This window comes from Nocardioides convexus (assembly GCF_011090295.1).
Map to the genome: position 1 here is coordinate 322563 of NZ_JAAMYA010000001.1, position 21443 is coordinate 344005.

The 21443-nt window shown below is 67.6% G+C and carries 28 protein-coding genes and 9 pseudogenes; 27 read left to right on the forward strand and 10 right to left on the reverse strand.

What is annotated here, in order from left to right; translation table 11 throughout:
* Positions 1 to 22: 22 nt before the first annotated feature.
* From G5V59_RS35500 to G5V59_RS35505, 7 genes and pseudogenes are all read right to left on the reverse strand, one after another.
* Positions 23 to 421: pseudogene (locus tag G5V59_RS35500) on the reverse strand (MMPL family transporter); the annotation flags it as partial.
* A complete protein-coding gene (locus G5V59_RS02335; protein ID WP_278255457.1) occupies positions 355 to 699 on the reverse strand; it encodes a hypothetical protein in 345 nt (114 codons plus the stop codon). The gene G5V59_RS02335 and the pseudogene G5V59_RS35500, both read right to left, overlap by 67 nt.
* Before the next feature lie 38 nt (positions 700 to 737).
* Positions 738 to 1160 (reverse strand): TSUP family transporter, encoded by a 423-nt coding sequence (locus tag G5V59_RS02340; protein WP_278255458.1) that lies wholly within the window; start codon positions 1158 to 1160, stop codon positions 738 to 740.
* Between the two features lie 404 nt (positions 1161 to 1564).
* The gene (locus G5V59_RS02345) at positions 1565 to 1765 is read right to left on the reverse strand and encodes a hypothetical protein (RefSeq protein ID WP_278255459.1); all 201 of its coding nucleotides are present in this window, start codon (positions 1763 to 1765) and stop codon (positions 1565 to 1567) included.
* Positions 1752 to 1886, reverse strand: coding sequence for a rhodanese-like domain-containing protein (locus tag G5V59_RS02350; RefSeq protein WP_341350819.1), 135 nt, complete (start codon positions 1884 to 1886; stop codon positions 1752 to 1754). Before G5V59_RS02350 ends, G5V59_RS02345 begins: the two co-directional genes overlap by 14 nt.
* Before the next feature lie 568 nt (positions 1887 to 2454).
* On the reverse strand, positions 2455 to 3060 hold the full coding sequence (locus G5V59_RS02355; RefSeq protein ID WP_278255460.1) for an MBL fold metallo-hydrolase: 606 nt from the start codon (positions 3058 to 3060) through the stop codon (positions 2455 to 2457).
* 9 nt (positions 3061 to 3069) lie between these two features.
* Positions 3070 to 3391 (reverse strand): annotated as a pseudogene (locus G5V59_RS35505) (rhodanese-like domain-containing protein).
* Positions 3392 to 3618: 227 nt separating this feature from the next.
* On the opposite strand from G5V59_RS35505, the gene G5V59_RS02370 reads away from it, so the two are divergent.
* The 8 genes from G5V59_RS02370 to G5V59_RS02405 all read left to right on the forward strand — a co-directional run bounded on the left by G5V59_RS02370 (position 3619) and on the right by G5V59_RS02405 (position 9146).
* Positions 3619 to 3963, forward strand: coding sequence for a DUF302 domain-containing protein (locus G5V59_RS02370; protein WP_278255463.1), 345 nt, complete (start codon positions 3619 to 3621; stop codon positions 3961 to 3963).
* Positions 3963 to 4229: a metal-sensitive transcriptional regulator gene (locus G5V59_RS02375; RefSeq protein ID WP_278255464.1), complete on the forward strand. Its 267-nt coding sequence runs from the start codon at positions 3963 to 3965 to the stop codon at positions 4227 to 4229. Before G5V59_RS02370 ends, G5V59_RS02375 begins: the two co-directional genes overlap by 1 nt.
* Positions 4230 to 4280: 51 nt before the next feature.
* Positions 4281 to 4457 carry a hypothetical protein gene (locus G5V59_RS02380; RefSeq protein WP_278255465.1) on the forward strand — a complete coding sequence of 59 codons (177 nt, stop codon included), beginning with the start codon at positions 4281 to 4283 and terminating at the stop codon, positions 4455 to 4457.
* An 892-nt stretch (positions 4458 to 5349) separates the two neighbouring features.
* Complete coding sequence (locus tag G5V59_RS02385; RefSeq protein ID WP_278255466.1) at positions 5350 to 5604, forward strand: SHOCT domain-containing protein; 255 nt, start codon at positions 5350 to 5352, stop codon at positions 5602 to 5604.
* Positions 5605 to 5744: 140 nt separating this feature from the next.
* Positions 5745 to 6719 (forward strand): multicopper oxidase domain-containing protein, encoded by a 975-nt coding sequence (locus G5V59_RS02390; protein ID WP_278255467.1) that lies wholly within the window; start codon positions 5745 to 5747, stop codon positions 6717 to 6719.
* Positions 6698 to 6916 (forward strand): hypothetical protein, encoded by a 219-nt coding sequence (locus tag G5V59_RS02395; protein ID WP_278255468.1) that lies wholly within the window; start codon positions 6698 to 6700, stop codon positions 6914 to 6916. The genes G5V59_RS02390 and G5V59_RS02395 overlap by 22 nt, the downstream gene beginning before the upstream one ends.
* Before the next feature lie 65 nt (positions 6917 to 6981).
* A complete protein-coding gene (locus tag G5V59_RS02400) occupies positions 6982 to 7098 on the forward strand; it encodes a multicopper oxidase domain-containing protein (RefSeq protein WP_278255469.1) in 117 nt (38 codons plus the stop codon).
* A 1208-nt stretch (positions 7099 to 8306) separates the two neighbouring features.
* The gene (locus G5V59_RS02405) at positions 8307 to 9146 is read left to right on the forward strand and encodes a sensor histidine kinase (protein WP_278259588.1); all 840 of its coding nucleotides are present in this window, start codon (positions 8307 to 8309) and stop codon (positions 9144 to 9146) included.
* A gap of 42 nt (positions 9147 to 9188) precedes the next feature.
* On the opposite strand, the gene G5V59_RS02410 is transcribed toward G5V59_RS02405, so the two are convergent.
* Entirely contained in the window at positions 9189 to 9794 is a 606-nt protein-coding gene (locus G5V59_RS02410; RefSeq protein ID WP_278255470.1) for a TetR/AcrR family transcriptional regulator, read from the reverse strand.
* A 255-nt stretch (positions 9795 to 10049) separates the two neighbouring features.
* On the opposite strand from G5V59_RS02410, the gene G5V59_RS02415 reads away from it, so the two are divergent.
* From G5V59_RS02415 to G5V59_RS02440, 6 genes and pseudogenes are all read left to right on the forward strand, one after another.
* The gene (locus G5V59_RS02415; RefSeq protein ID WP_278255471.1) at positions 10050 to 11783 is read left to right on the forward strand and encodes an MMPL family transporter; all 1734 of its coding nucleotides are present in this window, start codon (positions 10050 to 10052) and stop codon (positions 11781 to 11783) included.
* Positions 11784 to 11969: 186 nt separating this feature from the next.
* Positions 11970 to 13007, forward strand: a complete 1038-nt coding sequence (locus tag G5V59_RS02420) for an MMPL family transporter (RefSeq protein ID WP_278255472.1) — start codon at positions 11970 to 11972, stop codon at positions 13005 to 13007.
* A 245-nt stretch (positions 13008 to 13252) separates the two neighbouring features.
* Positions 13253 to 13411 carry a hypothetical protein gene (locus G5V59_RS02425; protein ID WP_278255473.1) on the forward strand — a complete coding sequence of 53 codons (159 nt, stop codon included), beginning with the start codon at positions 13253 to 13255 and terminating at the stop codon, positions 13409 to 13411.
* 53 nt (positions 13412 to 13464) lie between these two features.
* Positions 13465 to 13917, forward strand: coding sequence for a hypothetical protein (locus tag G5V59_RS02430; protein WP_278255474.1), 453 nt, complete (start codon positions 13465 to 13467; stop codon positions 13915 to 13917).
* 1 nt (position 13918) lies between these two features.
* A pseudogene (locus G5V59_RS02435) lies at positions 13919 to 13966 on the forward strand (hypothetical protein); the annotation flags it as partial.
* A 291-nt stretch (positions 13967 to 14257) separates the two neighbouring features.
* Entirely contained in the window at positions 14258 to 14689 is a 432-nt protein-coding gene (locus G5V59_RS02440) for a hypothetical protein (RefSeq protein ID WP_278255475.1), read from the forward strand.
* Positions 14690 to 15144: 455 nt separating this feature from the next.
* On the opposite strand, the gene G5V59_RS02445 is transcribed toward G5V59_RS02440, so the two are convergent.
* Together G5V59_RS02445 and G5V59_RS02450 are read right to left on the reverse strand one after the other, a co-directional pair.
* Entirely contained in the window at positions 15145 to 15450 is a 306-nt protein-coding gene (locus G5V59_RS02445) for a helix-turn-helix transcriptional regulator (protein ID WP_278255476.1), read from the reverse strand.
* Complete coding sequence (locus G5V59_RS02450) at positions 15377 to 15766, reverse strand: hypothetical protein (RefSeq protein WP_278260262.1); 390 nt, start codon at positions 15764 to 15766, stop codon at positions 15377 to 15379. The genes G5V59_RS02445 and G5V59_RS02450 overlap by 74 nt, the downstream gene beginning before the upstream one ends.
* A 562-nt stretch (positions 15767 to 16328) precedes the next feature.
* Here G5V59_RS02450 and G5V59_RS02455 point away from each other — a divergent pair.
* The 13 genes and pseudogenes from G5V59_RS02455 to G5V59_RS02515 form a co-directional block, all read left to right on the forward strand.
* The gene (locus G5V59_RS02455) at positions 16329 to 16673 is read left to right on the forward strand and encodes a 2Fe-2S iron-sulfur cluster-binding protein (protein WP_278255477.1); all 345 of its coding nucleotides are present in this window, start codon (positions 16329 to 16331) and stop codon (positions 16671 to 16673) included.
* A 101-nt stretch (positions 16674 to 16774) separates the two neighbouring features.
* A complete protein-coding gene (locus G5V59_RS02460; protein WP_278255478.1) occupies positions 16775 to 17218 on the forward strand; it encodes a hypothetical protein in 444 nt (147 codons plus the stop codon).
* Positions 17219 to 17340: 122 nt separating this feature from the next.
* Positions 17341 to 18048 (forward strand): cytochrome P450, encoded by a 708-nt coding sequence (locus G5V59_RS02465; RefSeq protein WP_278255479.1) that lies wholly within the window; start codon positions 17341 to 17343, stop codon positions 18046 to 18048.
* Positions 18049 to 18064: 16 nt separating this feature from the next.
* Positions 18065 to 18184: pseudogene (locus G5V59_RS02470) on the forward strand (pyridine nucleotide-disulfide oxidoreductase); the annotation flags it as partial.
* A 230-nt stretch (positions 18185 to 18414) separates the two neighbouring features.
* Positions 18415 to 18672 (forward strand): FAD-dependent oxidoreductase, encoded by a 258-nt coding sequence (locus G5V59_RS02475; protein ID WP_278255480.1) that lies wholly within the window; start codon positions 18415 to 18417, stop codon positions 18670 to 18672.
* Positions 18603 to 19109 (forward strand): FAD-dependent oxidoreductase, encoded by a 507-nt coding sequence (locus tag G5V59_RS02480; RefSeq protein ID WP_278255481.1) that lies wholly within the window; start codon positions 18603 to 18605, stop codon positions 19107 to 19109. Before G5V59_RS02475 ends, G5V59_RS02480 begins: the two co-directional genes overlap by 70 nt.
* Before the next feature lie 54 nt (positions 19110 to 19163).
* A complete protein-coding gene (locus G5V59_RS02485; RefSeq protein WP_278259589.1) occupies positions 19164 to 19349 on the forward strand; it encodes an oxidoreductase C-terminal domain-containing protein in 186 nt (61 codons plus the stop codon).
* 19 nt (positions 19350 to 19368) lie between these two features.
* Positions 19369 to 19494 (forward strand): hypothetical protein, encoded by a 126-nt coding sequence (locus tag G5V59_RS02490; protein ID WP_278255482.1) that lies wholly within the window; start codon positions 19369 to 19371, stop codon positions 19492 to 19494.
* 65 nt (positions 19495 to 19559) lie between these two features.
* Positions 19560 to 19706 (forward strand): annotated as a pseudogene (locus tag G5V59_RS02495) (hypothetical protein); the annotation flags it as partial.
* A 73-nt stretch (positions 19707 to 19779) separates the two neighbouring features.
* Positions 19780 to 20184: pseudogene (locus G5V59_RS02500) on the forward strand (aldehyde dehydrogenase family protein); the annotation flags it as partial.
* Between the two features lie 110 nt (positions 20185 to 20294).
* Positions 20295 to 20363: pseudogene (locus G5V59_RS02505) on the forward strand (hypothetical protein); the annotation flags it as partial.
* Between the two features lie 121 nt (positions 20364 to 20484).
* Positions 20485 to 20877 (forward strand): annotated as a pseudogene (locus G5V59_RS02510) (aldehyde dehydrogenase family protein); the annotation flags it as partial.
* 310 nt (positions 20878 to 21187) lie between these two features.
* Positions 21188 to 21397: pseudogene (locus G5V59_RS02515) on the forward strand (SDR family oxidoreductase); the annotation flags it as partial.
* Positions 21398 to 21443: the final 46 nt, after the last annotated feature.

The following is a 21443-nucleotide window of genomic DNA, read 5'->3' on the forward strand; positions in this document are numbered from 1 at the left end:
GGCCGGCGAGGGTCAGGATCAGGGGAAGGCCTGCAGCGACGAGGGCGCCGAAGGCGAGAACCAGGATCGCCATGGTGACGGGCCAGGAGACCATCTCGGACTTCAGCATCGCCTCGAGGTTGGCTTCGTTGAAGTCCGACCAGAGCAGCGAGGACCCGGTCGGGTTGACCTGGACGCCCTCGACGGAAAGGTCCTGGAGGTCGCCCTTGAGGTCGGTGGCGACCCGGACCATCTCGTTGGTGTCGGCACCTGCGCCCGCGAGGATGATCGCGGTGCTGCCGTCTTGGCTGATGGTCGCGCCGGGCATCGGCTGGATCACCTCAGCGATGCGCGGTTCGGCCTCGAGCATCCGGGTCACTTGGGCGAGGACCTCGACGCCGGGGCCCTCGGTGACGGGTCCGTCGGTGGAGTGCACGACCACCTGGATGGCTGAGGAGGCGTTGCCGCCGAAGCCTCTTTTGAGCGAGCTCGCGCGCGGCGACCGACTCGGAGTCGTCGGCCTGCCAGCCGGCGCCGGAGAGGTTTTGCTCGACCTGGGGGGCGAAGGCGCCCAGTCCGATGATGAGCAGCAGCCAGACGCCGGTGACGAGCTTTGGCGTGGTTGGTGACCCAGAGGCCGAGGCGGCCGAGGGGCCCGGGGCGGAAGCCGCGGGTGAAGTCGGGGGAGGCGCCCTTCGACGGGGCGGTGGTGGTGCTCATGGACGTTCCGTTCGTGAGAGGTGAGCGATGGGCGGTGTTTAGAGAAGGGCGGGGACCGCCCGGGCGGCCGTGTAGACGGCGACGCCGAGCACCAGGACGGCGAAGGCGACCTGGAGGCGGTTGGTGCCGACACGGTCGGCGAGGCGTGCACCTGCGACCGCTGCTGCCGCCGACATCGCGGTGAGGATGGCGACGGACGTCCAGTCCGGCGCGGCGCCGGAACCAGCGCGGATGACGAGCGCTGCGGCGCTGGTGATGGTGATGACCACGAGCGAGGTGCCGGCGGCGTACTCCATCGGCAGCGCGAGGGCGAGCAGGAGGGCGGGCACGACGAGAAAACCGCCGCCCACTCCCAGGAAGCCGGTCAAGGTCCCGACGACGGTGGCGGTCACCAGCACCTTGAGCGCCCGGGGGCACTGGCAGGCGAACGTCGGGCTGAACGTGATGATCGGGTCGTCCATGGCTGGCCGCGCGGCGTGCCGAGGGCCGTCCCCGCGACCGTGGCGTAGGCTGGCGCCAGGCCAGCATCCCGCCGACCAGCATCATCAAGGCGGCGAAGGCGACCAACAGGACGTCCTCGGAGACCAGAATTGACGCCTTTGCTCCCGCCATCGCCCCGCCGATCGCGACCAGGCCGAAGGCCGGGCCGCGACCGAGCAGCACATTGCCTGCGCGGTGTGCGGCGATCGCCCCGATCAGGGAGGTGACGCCGACGACCACCAGCGACCCGGTGGTCGCCTGGGAGGCTGACTGGCCGAGCAGGTACACCAGCACCGGAACGGCCAGGATCGAGCCGCCGCCACCGAGTGCCCCCAGGGACAGGCCGATGAGCGCGCCAGCGACGACGGCGAGAAGCAGTGTCATCTCAGGCGTCGGACCCCTCGGCGCCGTCGGTCGTGTCGGTGCTGTCGTCTTCGGGGCTCACCAGGTGCAGACCGACCTTCTCGGCGTTCTCGAAGGAGTCGTCGACCGCAACCGGGGTGCGGCCGGCGGCAGCGACGAACGAGGCAGCGACCGAGGCGCGGTAACCGCTGGCGCAGTGCACCCACACCTCACCGGCCGGCACCTCGCCGACGCGACGGGGCAGACTCGTGGATCGGGATGTTGACCGCCCCGGCAATCGCTGCACCCTCGTACTCGTCGGCGCGGCGCACGTCGAGCACCACGACGTCGCGGTGGTGGCGCACCTGCGCCAGGTCGGCGAACGTGGCGGTGGGGAAGGTGCCGAGCTCGCCGTCGCTCCAGTCCTGCGGTCCGCCGGTGGCCTGGGCTGCGGGCCGGTCGATGCCGATCCGGACCAGGCTCGCGCTGGGCGGTGGCTACGTCCTCGGCGGTCTCGCCGAGCAGCGTCACGGCGGTGCCCCACTCGATCAGCCAGCCCAGGTAGGTCGAGAAGGCACCGTCGAGACCGAAGTTGAAGGTGCCGGGGGCGTGCCCGGCGGCGAAGGCCTTGCGATTGCGCAGGTCCACTACCCACTCGCCCGCCTCGATCCGGCGCCGCAGGCTCGGTCGCGTCGGCCTCCTGCGCCGGGGAGAGGTCGGGCGCGGAGGGACCGGCGGCGTTGGCCGGTGACATGTGCACGTAGTACGCCGGCCAGGCACCGAGTCCGTCCAGCAGTCTCGCCGACGTAGGTCTCCTCGTCCTGGGTCAGGACCGGGTTCGAGCGCTTCTCGTCGCCGATCGTCGAGGCGGTGGCATCGGACTGCGTGGCCGAGCAGAACGACCCGAACCCGTGCGTCGGGTAGACCTCAGCCTCATCGGGAAGGCTCGGTTGCGAGCTTGTGCGCCGAGGCGTGCTGGTGGCGCACCAGGGCGTCGGTGTGCTCCTCTCCGAGCAGGTCCGGCCGGCCGGTGGCGCCGTAGAGCAGCGAGCCGCCGGTGAACACGACGTACGGCTCCTCGCCGTCGGGCCCATCGACCGAGAGCGCGTAGGACAGGTGGGTGAAGGTGTGACCGGGGGTGGCGATCGCGCGGACGCGCACCTGGTCGCCGACCTCGACGACCTCGCCGTCGGCGATCGGGGTTCGGTCGAAGGACACGTCGTCCTCGCCGTTGACCAGGTAGGCCGCTCCGGTTGTCTGCGCGAGCGCCAGGCCACCGGTGACGTAGTCGTTGTGGATGTGGGTCTCAAAGACGTGGGTCAATCGGACCCCGTCGGCCTCGAGCACCTCCAGCACCCGGTCGATGTCGCGCTGCGGGTCGATCACGAGGGCGACTTCACCGTCGTGGACCACGTAGGTGCGGTCGCCGAGGGACGGCGTCTCCAGGGTCCGGACGGTCAGCCCGTCGGCTGGCCGCTGCTGCGCCTCCTCGGTCGCCGAGGCCGGCGCGGGTGTCTCGGTGGTGGTGTCGTCAGTCATATGTTCGCCTCACTTCTCGATCGGTCGCCCGGAGCGGATCCAGGCTCTGGTGCCACCGGCGACATTCATCGCGTCGAAGCCGTTGGCGGTCAGAACGTCGGCCATCGCGCTGCTGCGATTGCCCGAGGCGCACACCACGTGCACCGGTCGGTTCGGGTCAATCTCGCCCATGCGGGCGGTCAGGCTGGCCCATCGGGATGTTGGTCGCACCAGGCACGTGGCCCTCGCGGAACTCCGCAGGCTCGCGGACGTCGATGACAGGCGCGCCCTGATCGAGCGCTGCAGCGAAGCTGGTCGACGGTGGTCTCACGCATCGAGGGGACTCCTTCACTGGCTGATCGAACCTGGAACAACACAACCCCCGGGGGGTTCGAGACGCAAGTTAGCACAACCCCCGGGGGGTTGTACAGTTGGCGGACGAGGCCCCTGGAAGGGCCACCAAGAGACCAACGAAAGGCAGGACAATGGCCGACTACACGCTCGCGATCACCACGGAGCGCACCTACGAGGAGACGGTGGCTGCCGTGCGCGAGCAGACTCGCCGAGGCAGGCTTCGGCGTGCTCACCGAGATCGACCTGAAGTCGACCCTCAAGACCAAACTCGACGTCGACGTCGCCCCCCAAGTCATCCTCGGCGCCTGCCGCCCGCAACTCGCCCACCAGGCACTGCAGGCCGAGCCGTCCATCGCGGCGCTGCTGCCGTGCAACGTCGTCGTCCGCTCGGTGGGAGAGAAAGCCACGGTTGTCGAGGCCTTCGACCCGGCGATGATGACGTCGTTCGTCGCCGAGCCGAGCGAAGCGCTGCGTGCCGTCTCCGAGGACGCACGGGCGCGACTCCTTACGGCCCTGTCGGCCGTCGCCGCTGCCCCTATCGCTTCTACCCAGAACAGAGGGCAGGCCTGATGGACCTCGAGCCCACCGAGATCAAGGCGATCATCACCCGTATGAAGCGCGCCAACGGCCACCTCGCCAGCGTGATCCGCATGATGGAGGAAGGCTCCGATTGCGAGTCTGTCCTCACCCAACTCGCCGCGGTCAACAAGGCCCTCTCCCGTGCTGGCTACGCCATCGTTGCCACGGGGCTGCAGCACTGCCTCACCGAGTCCAACGAGGGTCTCGACGGCGTGGACGTCAAAAAGATGGAGAAGCTCTTCCTCGCCCTGGCCTGAGGCGGTCCAGCCGCGGCGCTCACGACCCGGTGCCGGCGTACTTCCTTCGTCATGATCTTCGCGATCGCGATGGACCACACCGTCTTCCTGCTCGCCTCCGCCAAGGAGCACTACGAGCGTCGGGAACCCGAAGGACGCCATCGTCGGCTCCCTGGCCCATCCCGGGCGCGTGATCCTCGCCGCCGGTGCCGTCATGGTCGCGGTGATCTTTACCTTCGCACCGGCTGAACCCACACCTCGTCGCACCACCGACCCTCGAGAACAGGAGCACACCATGCGCCGTGCCACGACATGCCGCACCTGCGGCAGATCCACCTGGACCGGCTGCGGCCAACACGCCAACCAGGTGCGGACCTCCTCCCCAGACCAGTGGTGCCCCGCCACCACCAACCGGCTCGGGAAGCAAGGCTGGCTCAATCGCGTCCTCAAGCGGTGAGCGGAGATGACCAAACGTCTTATGGAGCACGCCGATCCGGACAGAGCGACAAGTGGCGCCTCGGCCGACGCGCCCCGCACCCTCCGTCTATCGGGGGCGGCCACCCCGTCGCGCCTCCTCGCGGCTCGGCGCGCACAGGTCGGTCGTCACTGGCGTCCTCGGATGCAGGCAAGACGCGCCGGAACCCGAACCGTAGGCCCTGCAACGCACCCGCCGGCCAAGAAGCCCGTCCGTCCCACCCTTCGGCGACCAGGACTAGGACCATGCCCGAGTGGGACCGCGGCGGCCGTCGCCCACAGTTCGCAGAGCGGTTCCCCGAGCGCGCATTTCGGCCGGCCCGGCGTCTACCGACACCAACTGGCAGGGGCGGCCGCCAGGAGCCCTGCGGTTGGACCAACACATCACACAAGGAAGGGCTCCGATGATTGAGTCACTCAATGTTTTCACCGCCGCAGCGCCGGGCGGCCTTGTCTCGGTGGGTGCCGGTTGGCCGAGCCCCACCGCCTGGGCAGTAGCCGGCCTCGCGCTCGCCGTGCTCGCGCTCATCGCTAGATGGGCCACCGGCCGCCGGCGCCGAAGGGTAGACGCGCATGTCCAAACCCCAGGAGTCGGGGGACTGCGACATCGGCCGGCATCGACACAACGAGGTCTGACACAGACGGAGAAACCCGAGAAGGAGCGATCATGATGGGTTCTGGCATGGGCTGGGGATGGATGTTCGGACCACTGGTCATGGTCGGGGTGGTGTTGTTGATCGTCCTCGCCGTGCGCGCCATCGGTGGAGGCGTGTCGCCTCGCTCCTCGGCGCCGGGAACGCCGACGGGTGCGCCACCTGGTCCAGGCCGAGCCCGGGAGGTGCTCGATGAGCGCTACGCCCGCGGCGAACTGACTACCGAGGAGTACCAGGAACGGCTACGCGCGCTGGGGCAAGACCGGTAGTGCGACCCATCACGCGCCGCCAGGCCCTTCAACTCGGCGGCCTCGGCGTCGCGAGCCTCGCGATCGGCACCACAGGCTTGCTGTGGCAGCGCGGCTCACGCCTGGACCCGGTCACCGGTTCGGACCTGACCGAGCCGGAAGTGCTCCGCAGCCGCGGCGGCCTCCTGCAGGTGCGCCTGGAGGCAGCCCAGGGCCAGATCACTGTGGCTGGCCGCGAGGCAACGGTGTACGGCTACAACGCCAGTCTGCCCGGCCCCACGCTGCGGCTGCATCCCGGGGACCGACTGCAGGTGCGGTTGGTCAACCGGCTTGTGACGGCGACCAACCTGCATGTTCACGGGCTCCATGTCTCCCCGCAGGGAAACAGCGACAACGTCTTCATCAGCGTCGAGTCCGGTGAGTCCTTTGACTACGACTACCAGGCGCCCGAGGACCACCCGCCCGGGGTGTACTGGTACCACCCCCACCACCACGGCATGGTCGCCGATCAGATCTTCCGAGGTCTCTACGGCGCAATCATCGTCGAGGACCCGGACCCCATCGCCGTCACCCGCGAACGTGTGCTCGTGATCTCCGACATCACCCTCGACAGGTCCGGACAGGTCGTGGCGCCGTCCACGATGAGCCGCATGGCGGGTAGGGAAGGTGACCTGGTCCTGGTCAACGGCCAGGCGACGCCGAGACTGAGCGCCCGCCCGGGTGAGCGGGAACGGTGGCGCATCATCAACGCCTGTTCCGCCCGCTACCTGCGCCTGCGGCTCGACGGTCAGGACTCCGACCTCCTCGGCATCGACTCCGGTCGGTTCCCCGAGCCTCAACCGGTCGACGAGTCTCGTGCTGGCCCCCGGCAACCGAGCCTGACCTTCTCGTCACGACCCGTGCCGGGTCAGCCTTCGTGGGAGACCGGGTCTGTCGACCGCGGGGGCATGGGCATGATGAGACCCTCGGCGACCTGTCCGGCGGTGTCGGCGCACTGGCGACACTCCGGGTGGAAGGCGACACCGCACCAGCGTTGCCTGCGGTTCCGGCTCAACCGACGCCCAAGGACCTGCGCGCCGTCGAGCCTGCAAGGCGGCGACGGATCACCTTCGCCATGGGCATGGGCGGCGACATGAGCGGCGGCATGGGCATGGGCGGCGGTGGGGGAGAGGCTAGGGGGATGAGCCTTCACCGTCGACGGCAAGGAGTTCGACGCCCAACGGATCGACCAGACCGTCCAGCAGGGCGCGGTCGAGGAATGGACGCTCGTCAACGACTCACCGATGGATCACCCCATCCACCTCCACGTGTGGCCCATGCAGATCACCGCTGAGGCTGGTCAGCCCGTCCGAGGGGTGTTCCGGCAAGACGTAGTCAACGTGCCAGGCTCGCAGCGAGGTGACCGTGCGGGTGTCCTTCGACAACTACACCGGACGAACGGTCTACCACTGTCACATCCTCGACCACGAGGACAACGGCATGATGGCGGTCGTGGAGTCTGTGCCGGCGGCGTGAGTCTGTGCCCGACGTCCTTGAGGTGCGGACGTCATTGAGGCGACACAACCCCTCAAAAGGACCGGTTGCTAGTTCGCCATCGGCCAGCACCTCTCGCGACGAGGCCGGGTTGTCGGGTCAATCCCCGAGCGACGACGAGGGGATTCGTCACCTTTCGCTCAAGAGTCTGTCGCCCGTCGGCCCGCCATGCTTCCATGCCCCCTGACAGACTCGGTGATGCGTGTGAAACCAAGTTCGCGAAGCGTAGACACGGCTTCGGTACTCATCCGCCCGGTGCGGCAGTAGACAGCCACCACCGTGGAACGGTCGGGCAACTCCCCAGCGCGTCGCTCAAGCCTGAGCGTAGGGAATCGTGGCATCGGTCCCGGGAATGCTGCCTTCATCGGGCGAATGCACGTTGAGCACGAAAGTCGATGATCTTTCCGCCAGCAACGCAAAGTCCGTAGGCCCAACGCTCCGGTAATCCACCTCCCGCGGGGTCGACGAGGTAGACGCGTCCCGGTCGCCGCATCCAGCCACAACCATGGCCGTCAACACGCCACCCAGCGCCGCACGGCGGGTCATCATCGCCGATGAGCGCTTGCGTGGTTGCGGACTGGAAGCCACGTCGCGATCACACTCGGCGAGTTCGAGTCTCTACGCGAGAAGTGACTACAGGTCGTAGTACTGACTGACTGACCCATGTTGACCTGCGCAAATGTCGACGATCGGGCTCCTTTTGTACCACGCGTGTAACGAACGGGCCGTGTTTACGTCGGTCTTGAGTGCTCTATTGGCCTGCGAGATCAAGGGTCGCGTGTCGCGGGCGCCGGCAATATGGCGGAGAAGCGCCGCTGCGGCGAGCAGCAGCGCTGCGATCCATCCGAGTCTCAGTGCGAAGGAGGTTGGTCTCGCCAAAGCCGCTGGTGAGTGCGCCGTCGATCATGACTCGGGTGCCGGCGTACCGCTGCAGCCAGGGCGCCCAGGTCGCGGGTTCGCCGCGCAGCATGGGGCTCCATCCGATGCCCAGGTCGAGGAATGGCCGCTGATACGGTTTGCTGGCGGCGGGCGGGCGGAACGCCGCCGATGCGGCGTGGAGTTTCGCTTTCGAGCGGGACCAAGTCATGCCTCATCCCCGTCCGGCGCCGTACCATATGTGCAACATCAACTCGGATCGCCCCCCGATGACCTCGAAACGGACCTGAATCACCTGAGTCGCCTGCTTGCAGGTGAAGTCGACTTCGTACGATCTGGAAAAGCGCTACATCACCGGCTCAGGTTCAATCGTGTGGGCGCACTTGGCGGTCACGTCCGTACGCGACCCGGATGGCAGACCCCAGTATCTCATCGCGCAGATTCAGGACATCAGCGACCGCAAGGCACACGAGGCCTCGCTTCGCGACATGATCGCAATGTTGTCGCACGACCTCCGGGTGCCGTTGTCGGTGGTTACGGGGTACGTCGAACTACTTCTTGACACCTGGGATTCTTCGCGCGATGACGAACGTCATGGCTTTCTCCTCAAGACGCACGCAGCGGCGCATTCGGCACTGGCTCTGCTTGAGAACACTCTGACGGTGTCCGTTCTGGACGAGGCTGGCGTGGCCATCACCCGGACGCCTGTGCGAGTGAACGAGGTGGTTGCTGAGGTCTTGGAAAGTCTGAGTGTGACGTCGTCGATTATGGTCCGCACTTCAGGAGACGCCACGGCGCTCGTCGACCGTGGCCATCTGATACAGATCGTGACGAACCTGCTGACGAATGCGCTGAAGTACGGCGCGGAACCAGTCGTGGTGGACATTCGAACAGACGCCAGGTCCGTTCGCGTTGCGGTGACGGACAGGGGTCCCGGGGTGCCTCGGGAATTCGAACGTCGCATGTTCGACCGCTTCACACGGTCCGAGAGCGCCCGAGCGGGTGGGCAGCGGGGAAGTGGGTTAGGGCTTCACATCGTCCGGCGACTACTGCTTCTCAATGGGGGCGACGTGGTTTACCTGTCCCCGCCCGGCGGCGGTGCAACGTTCGCCTTCCGTCTCCCCTGGTTCGGCACTCCCGCAAGCGTCTCGTAAAGGCGTCAGCAAGTGCGCGGGTATTCCCCGCCCAAGGGCGAGTCATGACTCGAGGGCATCGCGCGTGCCGGGCGGGGCGAGACCGTCGAGGATCAGGTCGCTGATCGCCGCGGACAGCCGAACTGCCTCGGAAGACGGTTCCTTCAGTGGCCCGTCGACAGCAGCGCTCAGACCGGCGACGGTGATGGCGCCGAAAATGCTCGTCGCCACGGCGCTTGGGTCGGTGACCTGGCGCAGAGAGCCATCGGCGGCTCCGTCGGTCAAGAGTTGCTCGATGGGTTCGAAGAAGGCTGCGCGCAGCGCTACCGCCAAATCGGGAAGTCGCGTGGCGCGCCCGAGGTCGCCCACCAACGCCCGGCAGAGGAAGGGGTGCTCGAGCATTACGCCTAGTTGTGCGGTGACGGCGGTTTCGAGGCGGGTCCGCGCGCTCTCGGCGCTCGCTATGGCTATCCCGACGGCGCCGGCGATCATCTCCAGCAGGTCAGTGAGGAGGAACTCCAGGACTGCGTTCTTGCCTTCGAGGTGGTAATAGAGTGTGGCCTTGGGGATGCCGGTGGCCTCGGCGATGTCCTCGATTTTGGTGCCGTCGAGCCCGCGTTCGGCGATCAGGCTCCGCCGCCCCGTAGAGCCTGACTGGCCGAACTTCACCGGAAGGCTTCCTCATCTCGTCTCCCTTCCGTTGGCGCGGTCGTTGGAGGAACCACGTTCTCGACGCGAGCCACATCCTATGTTGTACTGCTAGTACAAACTGTGAATCCAACACGAGGACGTTGGGACAGATGGAGCGAGACTCGACGAGACGGGATCGGCAGGTCGCTGAGGTCGGGCCTGGGGTTGGGGTATCGCTTTCCGGCTGTGGTGATGGTCGGGTGGGTGCTAGCGGCGACCGCCTTGTCGTTGCTGGTGACTCCACTCGGCACGGTGGTGGAGCGCAGCAGCACCGCGTTCCTGCCCGAGGACGCCCCGACCCTGCACGGGCTGCGGGTCATGGACACCGCGTTCGGCTCGGGTGAGACCCGTTCCTACGTGTACGTGGTCATCACCAGCGATGACGGCCTCGGCGTCAGGGACCGCAGAGTCTACGTCGATCTGGTGCGCATGCTCGAGAACTCGGATCGTGTATCGGAGGTCCAGGACTACCTGGGCAAGCCTGAGGTCCGCGAGTCGATGACCAGCACGGACGGCGAGGCGACCTACCTGGTGGTCGGGCTGCGCTCCTCGGTCGGGTCACCGGCCTCGGATGAGGACGTGAAGTGGCTCCGTTCGGTGGTGGACGACCTCCGGACCCCCACTGGCACGGAGGTGCACGTCACCGGGGATCCGGCGATGATCGCGGACCTGACCACGGCGGTGAACGAGGCGTCGTTGAAGGTCACCGTGGTTTCGCTGTTGTTGCTGGTTGGCATCTTGTGGCTGGTCTACCGCCGGGTCGCGACCGTGCTCGTCTCGCTGGCGACGATCGGGGTCGCGTTGCTGTGCACCCGCGGCGCCTTGGCCTGGGCGGGTGAGCACGGGCTGGCGTTGTCGACCTACACCGACGCCTTCGTCGTGGCCATCACCCTGGGTGCGGGGACCGACTACTGCGTCTTTCTCATCTCCCGGTTCCGGGAGGAGTACGCCGGAGGACTCCAACCCCTCGACGCCGTCGCCGAGTCGGTCTCCCGAGTCGGTCCGGCGCTTCTGGCCTCGGCCGCCACCGTCATCCTCGGCGCGATCTGCCTCGGCTTCACCGACCTGGCAATCTTCGCCACCACCGGCCCACCGATGGCGATCTGCGTCGCGGTCACGGTCGCGGTCAGTCTCACGTTCACTCCGGCACTGATGCGCTGGTTCGGGCCCCGCATCGGCCCCGCGCCGCAACCCCGAGCCGACTCGCGATGGGCCCGCACCGGCCGCCTCGTCGGACGACACCCCGCCCGGATCCTGGTCGCGGGCCTCACGGTGCTCATTCTCCTGGCTCTGGCGCTGCCCACGATGCAGCCTCTCCTTCGACGAACGCGCCGCCCAGCCGCCCGACACTCCCAGCAACCTCGGACTCGCGGCGATGGCGGAGCACTTCCCGCCCAACCAGACGCTGCCCGACTACCTGCTCATTCGTTCCGACCACGACATGGCCAACACCCGCGACCTGGCCGTCATCAACGCCATCAGCACTGCCGTGGCCAAGGTCGACGGTGTCGACCAGGTCCGCAGCATCACCAGACCGGCTGGGACACCGCTCGAACCCGCATCCATCGCCAACCAGACTCGGGAAGCTCGCCAAAGGACTCCGCCAGGCGGAGAACAAGGCTCGAGGCCGGCGAGCCCGGCCTGAAGCGGCTCGCCTTCGGCGCCGGCGACCTCAGTGACGCACTCGGGCAGGTCTCGGCTGGCGCCGGGAAAGCCGAGCAAGGCGCGGGGAAGCTCAGCGACGGCAGCCGCCTCATCGCCGACGGGCTCGGACAGGCCGCCGACCGCACTGACCAGGCAGCCGACGGAGCCCGCCAGCCTGCGCGACGGTGCCGCTACCTTGGCCGCCGGACTCCGCACCGCCCACGACCAGGTCGCCGTGGCCGTCGACGGTCTCGGGATGATCGTCGAGGCCCTCGAGGACGATCCGATCTGCACCGCCGACCCGACCTGCAAGCGTTCCCGTGAGGGCCTGCGCAAGATCTACACCGGCCTGCGAGATGAGCTTCTGCCCGGGCTGGCCCGAGCGGCCGCCGGCGCGGACCGGCTCGCCGCCGGTGACGGCCGCCTCGCCCACGGGCTCGACCAGCTCGCGGCCGGACTTCGCCAGGCACAGTCCGGCAGCAGGCGGATCGCCGAAGGACAGGCGCAGCCTTGGGTCGAAGCTCGGCGAACTGGAGGGCGGCACCGACCGGCTCGCCGACGGCGCCGCCGGCATCGCACCTGGAATCGAGCGGCTCCTCACCCAGACCGAGAAGCCTCCAAGAAGGCCTCGGCGGATCCGCCGGCTACCTCCAGGACGTCAACCAGCGCGCCGACACCCCCGAGGCCGGCGGCTTCTACCTGCCCGCCTCGACCCTCGGCAAGCCCGACTTCGCCCTGGCCCGCAGTCAGTTCCTCTCCGCAGACGGGAAGCTGACTCGCATCCAGATCACCGGCGACACCGACCCCCTCACCCCCGCCGGCCAGGAACGCTACGACGAAGTCCATGCGGCCGCCGAGCAAGCCATGAACGACACCCGACTCGACGACTCCACGATCCTCGCCACCGGCGCAGCCGGGCTCGGCGCCGACCTAGCCCACTACCTCGCCGACGACGCCGTGCTGGTGGTCCTGGCAGTGCTGCTCATGGTGCTGCTCATCCTCGTCCTCACCCTCCGCGCCGTGGTAGCGCCCCTGTACCTGCTGGCCTCCGTGGTGCTGTCCTGCGCAGCCGCTCTCGGGTTGACCACCCTGGTGTTCCAGCACCTGGCCGGACAAGACATCCACTTCACCGTGCCGGTCATCGTGTTCGTGCTGCTCGTCGCCGTGGGCGCGGACTACAACATCCTGCTGATGAGCCGGATGCGTGAAAGCGGGCTCGCGCTGGACCGCGACGAGGTCGCCCGCGCGGTCACCGCGACCGGCCCCGTGATCACCGCCGCCGGCCTCATCTTCGCCTCCACATTCGTCGCGCTGCTCTTCTCGCCCGTCGAAGCACTCGCCCAGACCGGGTTCGCCGTCGCCGCCGGACTACTCCTCGACACCTTCGTGGTCCGCACCCTGGTCGTCCCCGCCTGCGCGGCGTTGTTCGAGGACCGCAGGCTGGTGGCCTCACAGCAGGATCGCACCCGCCCGAACACTTCGCCCGGGACGAGGCTCGTGCCGACGCGGCCACCTGATCCGACGACCCACAAGAGAGGATGCGAATGACCCAGCAACCACAGCCCCAGCAACCGATGATCGAGCAGCGGCTGACCTACAGCCCCTTCGACCCGGCAGTGATAGCGGACCCCTACCCGGTCTATCGCGCCCTGCGTGAAAGCGCCCCCGCGTATTGGTCGGCCACGGCGGACTGCTGGGTGCTCAGCCGCTACGACGACATAGACGCCGCCCTCCACGACCCGACGACCTACTCCTCGGCCTCAGGGATCTTCCCCACCCCACCAGGTGTGGACATGACCGAACTCTTCCTTCCCATGCTGATCATGACCGACCCGCCACGGCACAGTCAGGCTCCGCCGCATCGTCAGCCGCGCCTTCACCCCCCGCCGCATCGCCGCACTCGAGCCCCACATCCACACCCTCGTCGACGACCTCCTCGACCGGACCCCTGACGCCGACACCTGGGACTTCGTCGCCGGTACTCGCCGGCCCGCTCCCAGCGATCGTGATCGCCGACATGCTCGGCGTCCCACGCGAGGACCGCGACCGGTTCCGTACCTGGTCGACCACCCTCATCCAATCCAACCCCACCCGAGGAGAGTTCGGTCCCGGGTTGGACGCCGCCGCCGCGCTCTACGACTACTTCGCCAGCCTTCCTCGCCGAGCGCCGCACGCACCCCCAAGACGACCTCATGACCGCCCTCGTCCACGCCGAGGTCGACGGCCGGCACCTCAGCGAGGAAGAGCCTCCTCGGGTTCTGCCTCCTGCTGCTCATCGCCGGCCACGAAACCACCACCAACCTGCTCTCCAACAGCGCCGTGGTCCTTGCCCACCACCCCGACAGCCGACGCAAGGCTCGTAGACGACCCGGCCGGCATCCCGGCCGCGGTCGAGGAGCCTGCTGCGCTACGACTCACCCGTCCAGGGGCTCGCGCGCACCCTGACCCGACCGGTTGACCTGCACGGCCAGCACCTCAACAAGGGCGACACCGTGCTGCTCTTGTTCGGCTCCGCAAACCGCGACGACCACGCCTTCCCCGACGCCGACCGGTTCGACATCCACCGCGCCCCCCGAACGACAGGTCGCGTTCGGACACGGCATCCACTTCTGTCTCGGCGCATCCCTGGCCCGCCTCGAGGCTTGCCTCGCGCTCCAGGCGCTGCTGGCCCGCCACCGCGACTGGGACGTCGACCTCGACGCAGCCGTCCGGCTCCGCTCCGGCCCTATCCGCGGCTACGCCTCCCTGCCCCTGCGACCAGGCAAGCGCACCAGCTCGACCCCGCGAGAGGCGCACCGATGAAGGACCAGCCCAAGCCCACTCGTGCCACCGTCCTACACACCGTGACCCAAGAGATCCTCACCCGCCAAGACGGACGAATCCCCACCGACGTCGACCACGTCGACACCTTCTTCGCCGACGAGGAGGACCTCGCCGACGCGCTCCTGCTCCGCTGGCACACCCTTCTCACCGCACGGATAGAACGTGCTCTCGCCGAGGAGCCCGACGACCGCGAGGCCAGCGTCATCGAAGCCTGGTGTCACGCCGCCAAGGACTACCGGGGTGTGCGCCTGGTCATCGATGAACTCGCCACCAATCCACCCACCGAAGCGGTCGCGCGGGCAGCCCGCACCACCGCGCGCCACGACTGGGCCGCCATGGCCGTCGCCGCCGGCCTCGCCAGCGACTTTGACGAACCCGCCATCCGAATCGGCCATCGACTCGGTTAGCGGCCCGACAACGTATGCGGGCCGATGACGCGACCAGGCCCGCGTCTCAACGAGAGAGCGCATTGAGCAAGCTCAAGGCGATGCTCACCGATTGAGGCCCCCGCCAAGACCTGGACAAGGGAGTCGACGATCCAGCGCCTGGGCAGCGATTGACTCCTCGGCCCGGCTGACCCTCGCCAAACACCGCCCGCGCGGTCCGAAAATCATCTCCGGTTCCCCCGGGTCGCCGGGGTCTGAGGGAGACCCAGAGTTGGACTGTGCCCATGTGGAGCGCGTTCACGGTGGGGCCGGCATGAAGGCAGTTAGCCAGCCCGCCAGGAGGCCATTTGCGCGCAGAGGGTCGGCCTGCTGCACCATCAGGTGAGGCCACCTGCGAGCCTAGGAGATCGCTCGGTTCAGGCGAGGCAAGTCGACGGTCGACGCAATGACCAGCGGGACGACTTGATCGAGGTTCCTCATCGCTGATCGCGTCGCCCCGATCCGGCGGGGGACGCGCGTGACAAGTCGTCTGGCGGGTGGCCCCTCGTGTGTCGAAACTCCCTCGGGGATTGCCCGGTCCATCGCTTGAACGCATGTGAGAAGTTGCTTAGATCGCCGTACGCGAGATCCGCGGCCACTTGGCTGATTGTTATGGTCGGGTCGAGCAGGAGCGCGATCGCCTGTTCGCGCAGCCAGGACTCGCGGACCTCACGGAAGGTCGTGCCCTCCTCGGCGAGTCTCCTCTTCAGGGTGCTGGTCGAGACCGAGAGCCTTGTCGGCAACGCGGGCGCCGTGAGCCTGTCCGGGGTCCTCCTCGAGCAAAAGCCGCACTCGCTCTGCGAAGGAGATCGTGCCGTGGCGCCGCTCCAGCGCTGTGCGCAGGTCCGCGATCGCGACGCGGTAGGCAACAGGGTCCGCGAAGCGGCACACCTCGTCGAGCGCGTCCTGAGGAACCTGCACGTACGAAGTGGGCGCGTCGAAGACCACGCGCCCACCTCGGGACTGCTCCCATTCCGCCGCAGACGCCGGCGCTGGCCACTCCAGGTACAGCGTGACCGAGGGCAGGGTCCCTGCGAGCAGGTCCAGCAGTCGCAGCACCGTGGAGCCGCCATAGGCGACGACGAGGCAGTCCAAGTCCGGGTCGCGCGTGTGTCCGGTGAGCCCAATGGTGAGGCCGCTTTCGCCCGGGTGGACGTGGGGGCGCAGGGCCGTGGAGATCAAAGGCAGAAAGGCAAAGAGCCTCAACGATTTCTGCGACCGAGCCCGCGCTCACCAGCGGCACGCTCAGCGGCCCGAAGGAGGTCAGTTGGGAATGTTCGGCGAAGGCGAAACCCAACTGAGTCGCCTCGGCCCTGTCGAGGACCGGGTACACCTCTCGGAACCAGCGCACCGGTGCCTGCCGATCCTGGGCGAGAAGTGCGGTCTCATCGGTCCCTTCCCGCGCCATCACCGTGCGGAACCGGGCAGCAGCCTCACGATCGATTGCAGAGCCTGTTGAGCATCTGCGTAAAGGCGAGAGGCGGGACGCCGGGTTCGTACACACGCATCGCACGCATCCCTTGAGCCGAAATCACAACATTCTGACTGTGGAGACCATAGCCACACGCACCCAGAGTCACAAGACTCTCATTACGTCTTCGATACGTGAGGAGTCAAGCCAATGGGTGTAGTCACCTTTGTTTCCTACGACGGCGAGAAGCATGAGGCGCCGCTGGAGGAGGGCCGGTCGCTCATGCAGGTCGCGGTCGACAACATGGTGCCGGGCATCGACGGCGATTGTGGGGGCGAGGCCGCGTGCGGCACCTGTCACGTGATCGTCGACCCGCAGTGGTCTGAGGAGGTGGGTCTCTCCGGTCCCGTCGAGGAGGAGATGCTGTCGATGAATCCTGAGCGACAGCCGACCTCCCGGCTGTCTTGCCAGATGGCGGTGTCGCAGGAGTGGGACGGCCTGGTCGTCCAGACTGCCCGAGTTCCAGATGTGATCGAAAGGAAAGTGGATCGATGATGATGAACATTGCAGACACGCTGAGCGATAAGGTCCAGTCGACCCTCCCGATGGAACTGCAGATCCGGGGCGCCCATCTCTACGACAAGACCCGTCGTTGGGTGACCGGAACGAACGGGCAGAAGATCTTCGTCGAGACCCCGATCCCGCCGGCGGACGAGGTCGAGCTTCGCCGACATCGACCTGAGCAACCCGTTCCTGTACCGCCAGGGCAGGTGGCAGTCGTACTTCGAGCGTGTGCGCAACGAAGCGCCCGTGCACTACCAGCCCAACAGCCCGTTCGGTCCGTTCTGGTCGGTCACTCGGCACGCCGACATCATCGCCGTCGACAAAAACCACGAGGTCTTCTCCGCCGAACCCTTCATCATCATCGGCAAACCACCCCGGTTCATGGACGTCGCGATGTTCATCGCCATGGACCCCCGAAGCACGACCAGCAGCGGGCCGCCGTTCAAGGGGTCGTTGCGCCCAAGAACCTTCGCGAGATGGAGGCCCTGATCCGTTCGCGGGTCCAGGAGGTGCTGGACGAGCCTCCCGACCGGTGAGCCGTTCAACTGGGTCGACCGGGTGTCGATCGAGCTGACCGCTCGGATGCTCGCGACGCTGCTGGACTTCCCCTACGACCAACGACGCAAGGCTGACCGAGTGGTCCGACCTCGCCACCGCGATGGAGGAGGCCAACGGAGGTCCCTCCGACAACGACGAGATCTTTCGAGGCATGGTCGGCGCCGTTCGCGGCCTTAGCGCGCACTGGCACGACAAGGCGGCTCGACTCGCTGCCGGGGAGGAGCCCGGTTTCGACCTGATCACCATGTTGCAGAGCAACGAGGACACCAAGGACCTGATCGAGCGTCCGATGGAGTTCCTGGGCAACCTGATCCTGCTGATCGTCGGAGGCAACGACACCACGCGCAACTCGATGAGTGGCGGTGTGCTGGCCCTCAACCAGTTCCCCGAGCAGTTCGAGAAGCTCAAGGCGAATCCGGACCTGATCCCGAACATGGTCTCGGAGATCATTCGTTGGCAGACGCCACTTGCGTACATGCGCCGGGTCGCGAAGAAGGACACCGTGCTTAATGGGCAGTTCATCCGCAAGGGCGACAAGGTGGTCATGTGGTACGCCTCGGGGAACCGGGACGAGCGTGTCTTCGAACGACCTGACGAGTTGATCATCGACCGCAAGAACGCGCGCAACCACATCTCCTTCGGGTTCGGGGTGCACCGGTGCATGGGCAACAGGCTGGCCGAGCTCCGCCTGAGGATTCTTTGGGAGGAGCCTGCTTCCTCGGTTCGAGGACATCGAGGTCGTCGGCGAGCCGGAGTACGTCCAGTCCAACTTCGTCAGGGGCATCAGCAAGTCTCATGGTGCGCCTGACCCCGAAGCGCGGCGCATGACACAGGGGACCGCGCTCGTGGTCGGAGCCAGTCACGCCGGGGCTCAACTGGCGGCCAGCCTCCGTCAGGAAGGCTGGGCCGGCGAGGTCGTCGTCGTCGGTGACGAGGCGGCTCTGCCCTACCAGCGACCGCCGCTGTCCAAGGCATACCTCGCCGGCAAGAGCACGTTGGAGGAGCCTGGCGATCCGGAAGGCGGACTTCTACGCCAAGCAGCAGATCCGGCTGGTCAATGCGCACGTGGAGTCGATCGAGCGCACAGACCGGCGGGTAATGCTGGCCGACGGCGAGAGCATGCCCTACGACAAAGCTCGCGCTGTGCACGGGTGGCCGGGCACGGCGGCTCCCCGTGCCGGGAGCCGACATCCCGGGCGTCCACTACTTACGCACGTTCACCGACGTGGAGCAGATCCGAGAGTCGGCGCAACCGGGTCGGCGAGCAGTCATCGTCGGCGGCGGCTACATCGGCCTGGAGACAAGCTTGCCTCCCTGCGTGCGCTCGGACTGGACGTCACCGTTCTCGAGGCCGCCGACCGGGTGCTCGAACGGGTCACCGCCCCGGAGGTCTCGGCGTTCTACGAGCGCCTCCACCGCGACGCGGGAGTGACCGTCCGCACCGGTGCCCTCGTCGAGGCCCTGGGTGGCGACAACCGGGTCCGAGAGGTCCGACTGGCCGGTGGTGACGAACTCCCGGCCGACCTCGTCGTCGTCGGCGTCGGGATCCAACCCAACACCGGTCTCGCAGCCGCCGCGGGTCTCCTCGTCGACGACGGCGTCGTGATCGACGACCAGGCCCGCACCAGCGATCACGACATCGTGGCCGCGGGCGACTGCACCAGCCACCTGATGGCGCGGTACGGGCGGCGCGTCCGACTCGAGTCCGTGCCGAGCGCGGGGGAACAGGCGAAGGTCGCAGCCGCGACCCTATGCGGCAAGGACAAGACCATCGCGGCGCTGCCGTGGTTCTGGTCGGATCAGTACGATCTCAAGGCTCCAGATCGCGGGACTGAACACCGGCTACGACGAGATCGTGCTCAGTGGTGACCCAAAGTCTGTGATCGCGACTTCACCTGCTTCTACCTGCGCGCCGGGGAACTCATTGCCGCTGACTGCGTCAACCGGCCGCGCGACTTCGCCTTCAGCAAGCGGACGATCGCCCAGGGACTCCACGTCGACCGAGACGCGCTCCTGGGCGTCGCAGCGAGCCTGACCGTTCAGACCGGCCACCATTGCCGCACCGGCTCGATCGCGGCGCCCCGCCGCACCTGCTCACTGACAGCCTGAGGAACCACTGAAGAGCACGATGAATGAACCTCCACTCACGACGGCAGCCATCCCCGAGGTGCCCAAGATCTCGGTCGGCAAGTTCGACAAGAAGCGCCTTCGCGCTCTCCACGCCGACGAAGATCTTGACGTCATCGACATCTGATACGCCTCATCGCCTTGGAACCTCGCTTATCCCGCTGGTCCGCGCCCCCTAGACAGGAGCCTCCAATGAACGCCCCGTCCGCGTCTGCCCTCGACATCCGTCGACCCATCGACGGGACGGTCGTTGGCTCGGTACCGGTCGCCGACGCCACTAATGTGCAAGCCATCACGGCCGATCTCCGTGCCGCCCAAACCGAGTGGCGTGACATCGGGCCGGCTGCCCGTGCGGTGTGGCTGCGCCGCTGGCGGACCTGGATCCTCGAGCACACCGACGAGCCTGACGGACATGCTCGTGGCGGAGACCGGCAAGGTGCGGCCCGACGCCCTGGTGGAGACGACGGCCTCGTGCGAGTTCATCTCCTACTACGCCGACCACGCGAAGGCGTTCCTCGCTCCCGAACGCATCGGGTCCGGAGGGCTGCTGAGCCTCCCGAAGAGGCTGACGCGCACCTATCGCCCCTACCCCGTCGTGGGACTCATCAACCCGTGGAACTTCCCGATCACTCTCTTTCTCATGGATGCCGCACCTGCGCTGGCAGCCGGCTGTGCCGTGTTGACGAAGTCCTCGGAGATGACTCCGCTGACCTGCGCACGCGTCATCGAGGGATGGCACGAGATCGGAGCGCCACCCGTGCTCGCCCACGTGGCGGGTCCCGGCGAGACGGGAGCGGAGGTGCTCGAGGCCGCCGACTTCGTCCAGTTCACCGGTTCGACGGCCACCGGGCGTCGCGTGGCCACGCGCTGCGCGGAGCCTGCTGAAGCCGGTCAGCCTGGAGCCTGGGTGGCAAGGATGCGGCGATCGTGCTGGAGGACGCCGATCTGGACCGAGCCGCGCACGGCATCGCGTGGGGTGGCATGTTCAACTCCGGACAGGTGTGCATCTCCGTGGAGCGCGTCTACGTGGTGGACCAGGTCTACGACCGGTTTGTGGAGAAGCCTGGCCACCGCGGTCGGATCGCTCCGGCAGGGGTCGGGGACGCGCGACGACGTGGGCGCGATGGTGACCCGGGCGCAGGTGGACACGGTGGAGCGGCACGTGGAGGACGCCCGGGAGTCGGGCGCACGGGTGCTGGTCGGTGGCGCCCGTGGTGCGCAGGGGAACTTCTATGCACCCACCCTGCTCGTCGACGTCGACCACCGCATGGCGTGCATGACCGAGGAGACCTTCGGTCCGACGCTGCCGGTCATGAGAGCGGCGGATGAGGAGGAGGCGGTGCGCCCGGCCAACGACTCCGAGTACGGGCTCTCTGCGACGGTGTGGACGCGCGACGTCGAACGCGGACGGCGGATTGCCGACCGGCTCGACGTCGGAGCGGTCAACGTCAACGACGTCTTTAGCAACCTGTTCGCCGTCGGGCTGCCGCACAGCGGCTGGAAGTCGTCGGGACTGGGGGCACGGCTGGGCGGGGCGCAGGGCCTGCGGAAGTACTGCCGTGTCCAGGCCATCACCGAGCCGCGCATCCCGCTGACCACCAAGGAGTCTCACCTGGTACCCGTACTCCGCCCGGCGTGCGGCCATCGCCGGCCGAGTGCTGCGCCTGGCCGCGGGACGCGGCCTGCGCCAGCGGCTCGGCGTCTGAAAGGAACAGGCACCATGACGACAACGACGAGATCACGGGTGGTTGCCATCACCGGCGGCGCCCGAGGGATCGGCTTCCACACCGCGCAGGAGCCTGATCAGATGCGGCCACCAGGTGGCGATCGGCGACATCGACGAGATCAGGCTCAAGTCCGCTGCCGAGGACCTCGGCGTCGAGGTTGCGGTCCGACTCGACGTGACGGACCCGAAGTCGATCAGCGCTTTCCTCGACGCGACCGAGGACGCGCTCGGTCCCATCGATGTGCTTATCAACAACGCGGGGGTGATGCCGACCGGGCATGTCCACCAGGAGCCGGACGAGGTCACCCGTCGACAGGTCGAGATCAACGTCCTGGGTGTCATTTTCGGCA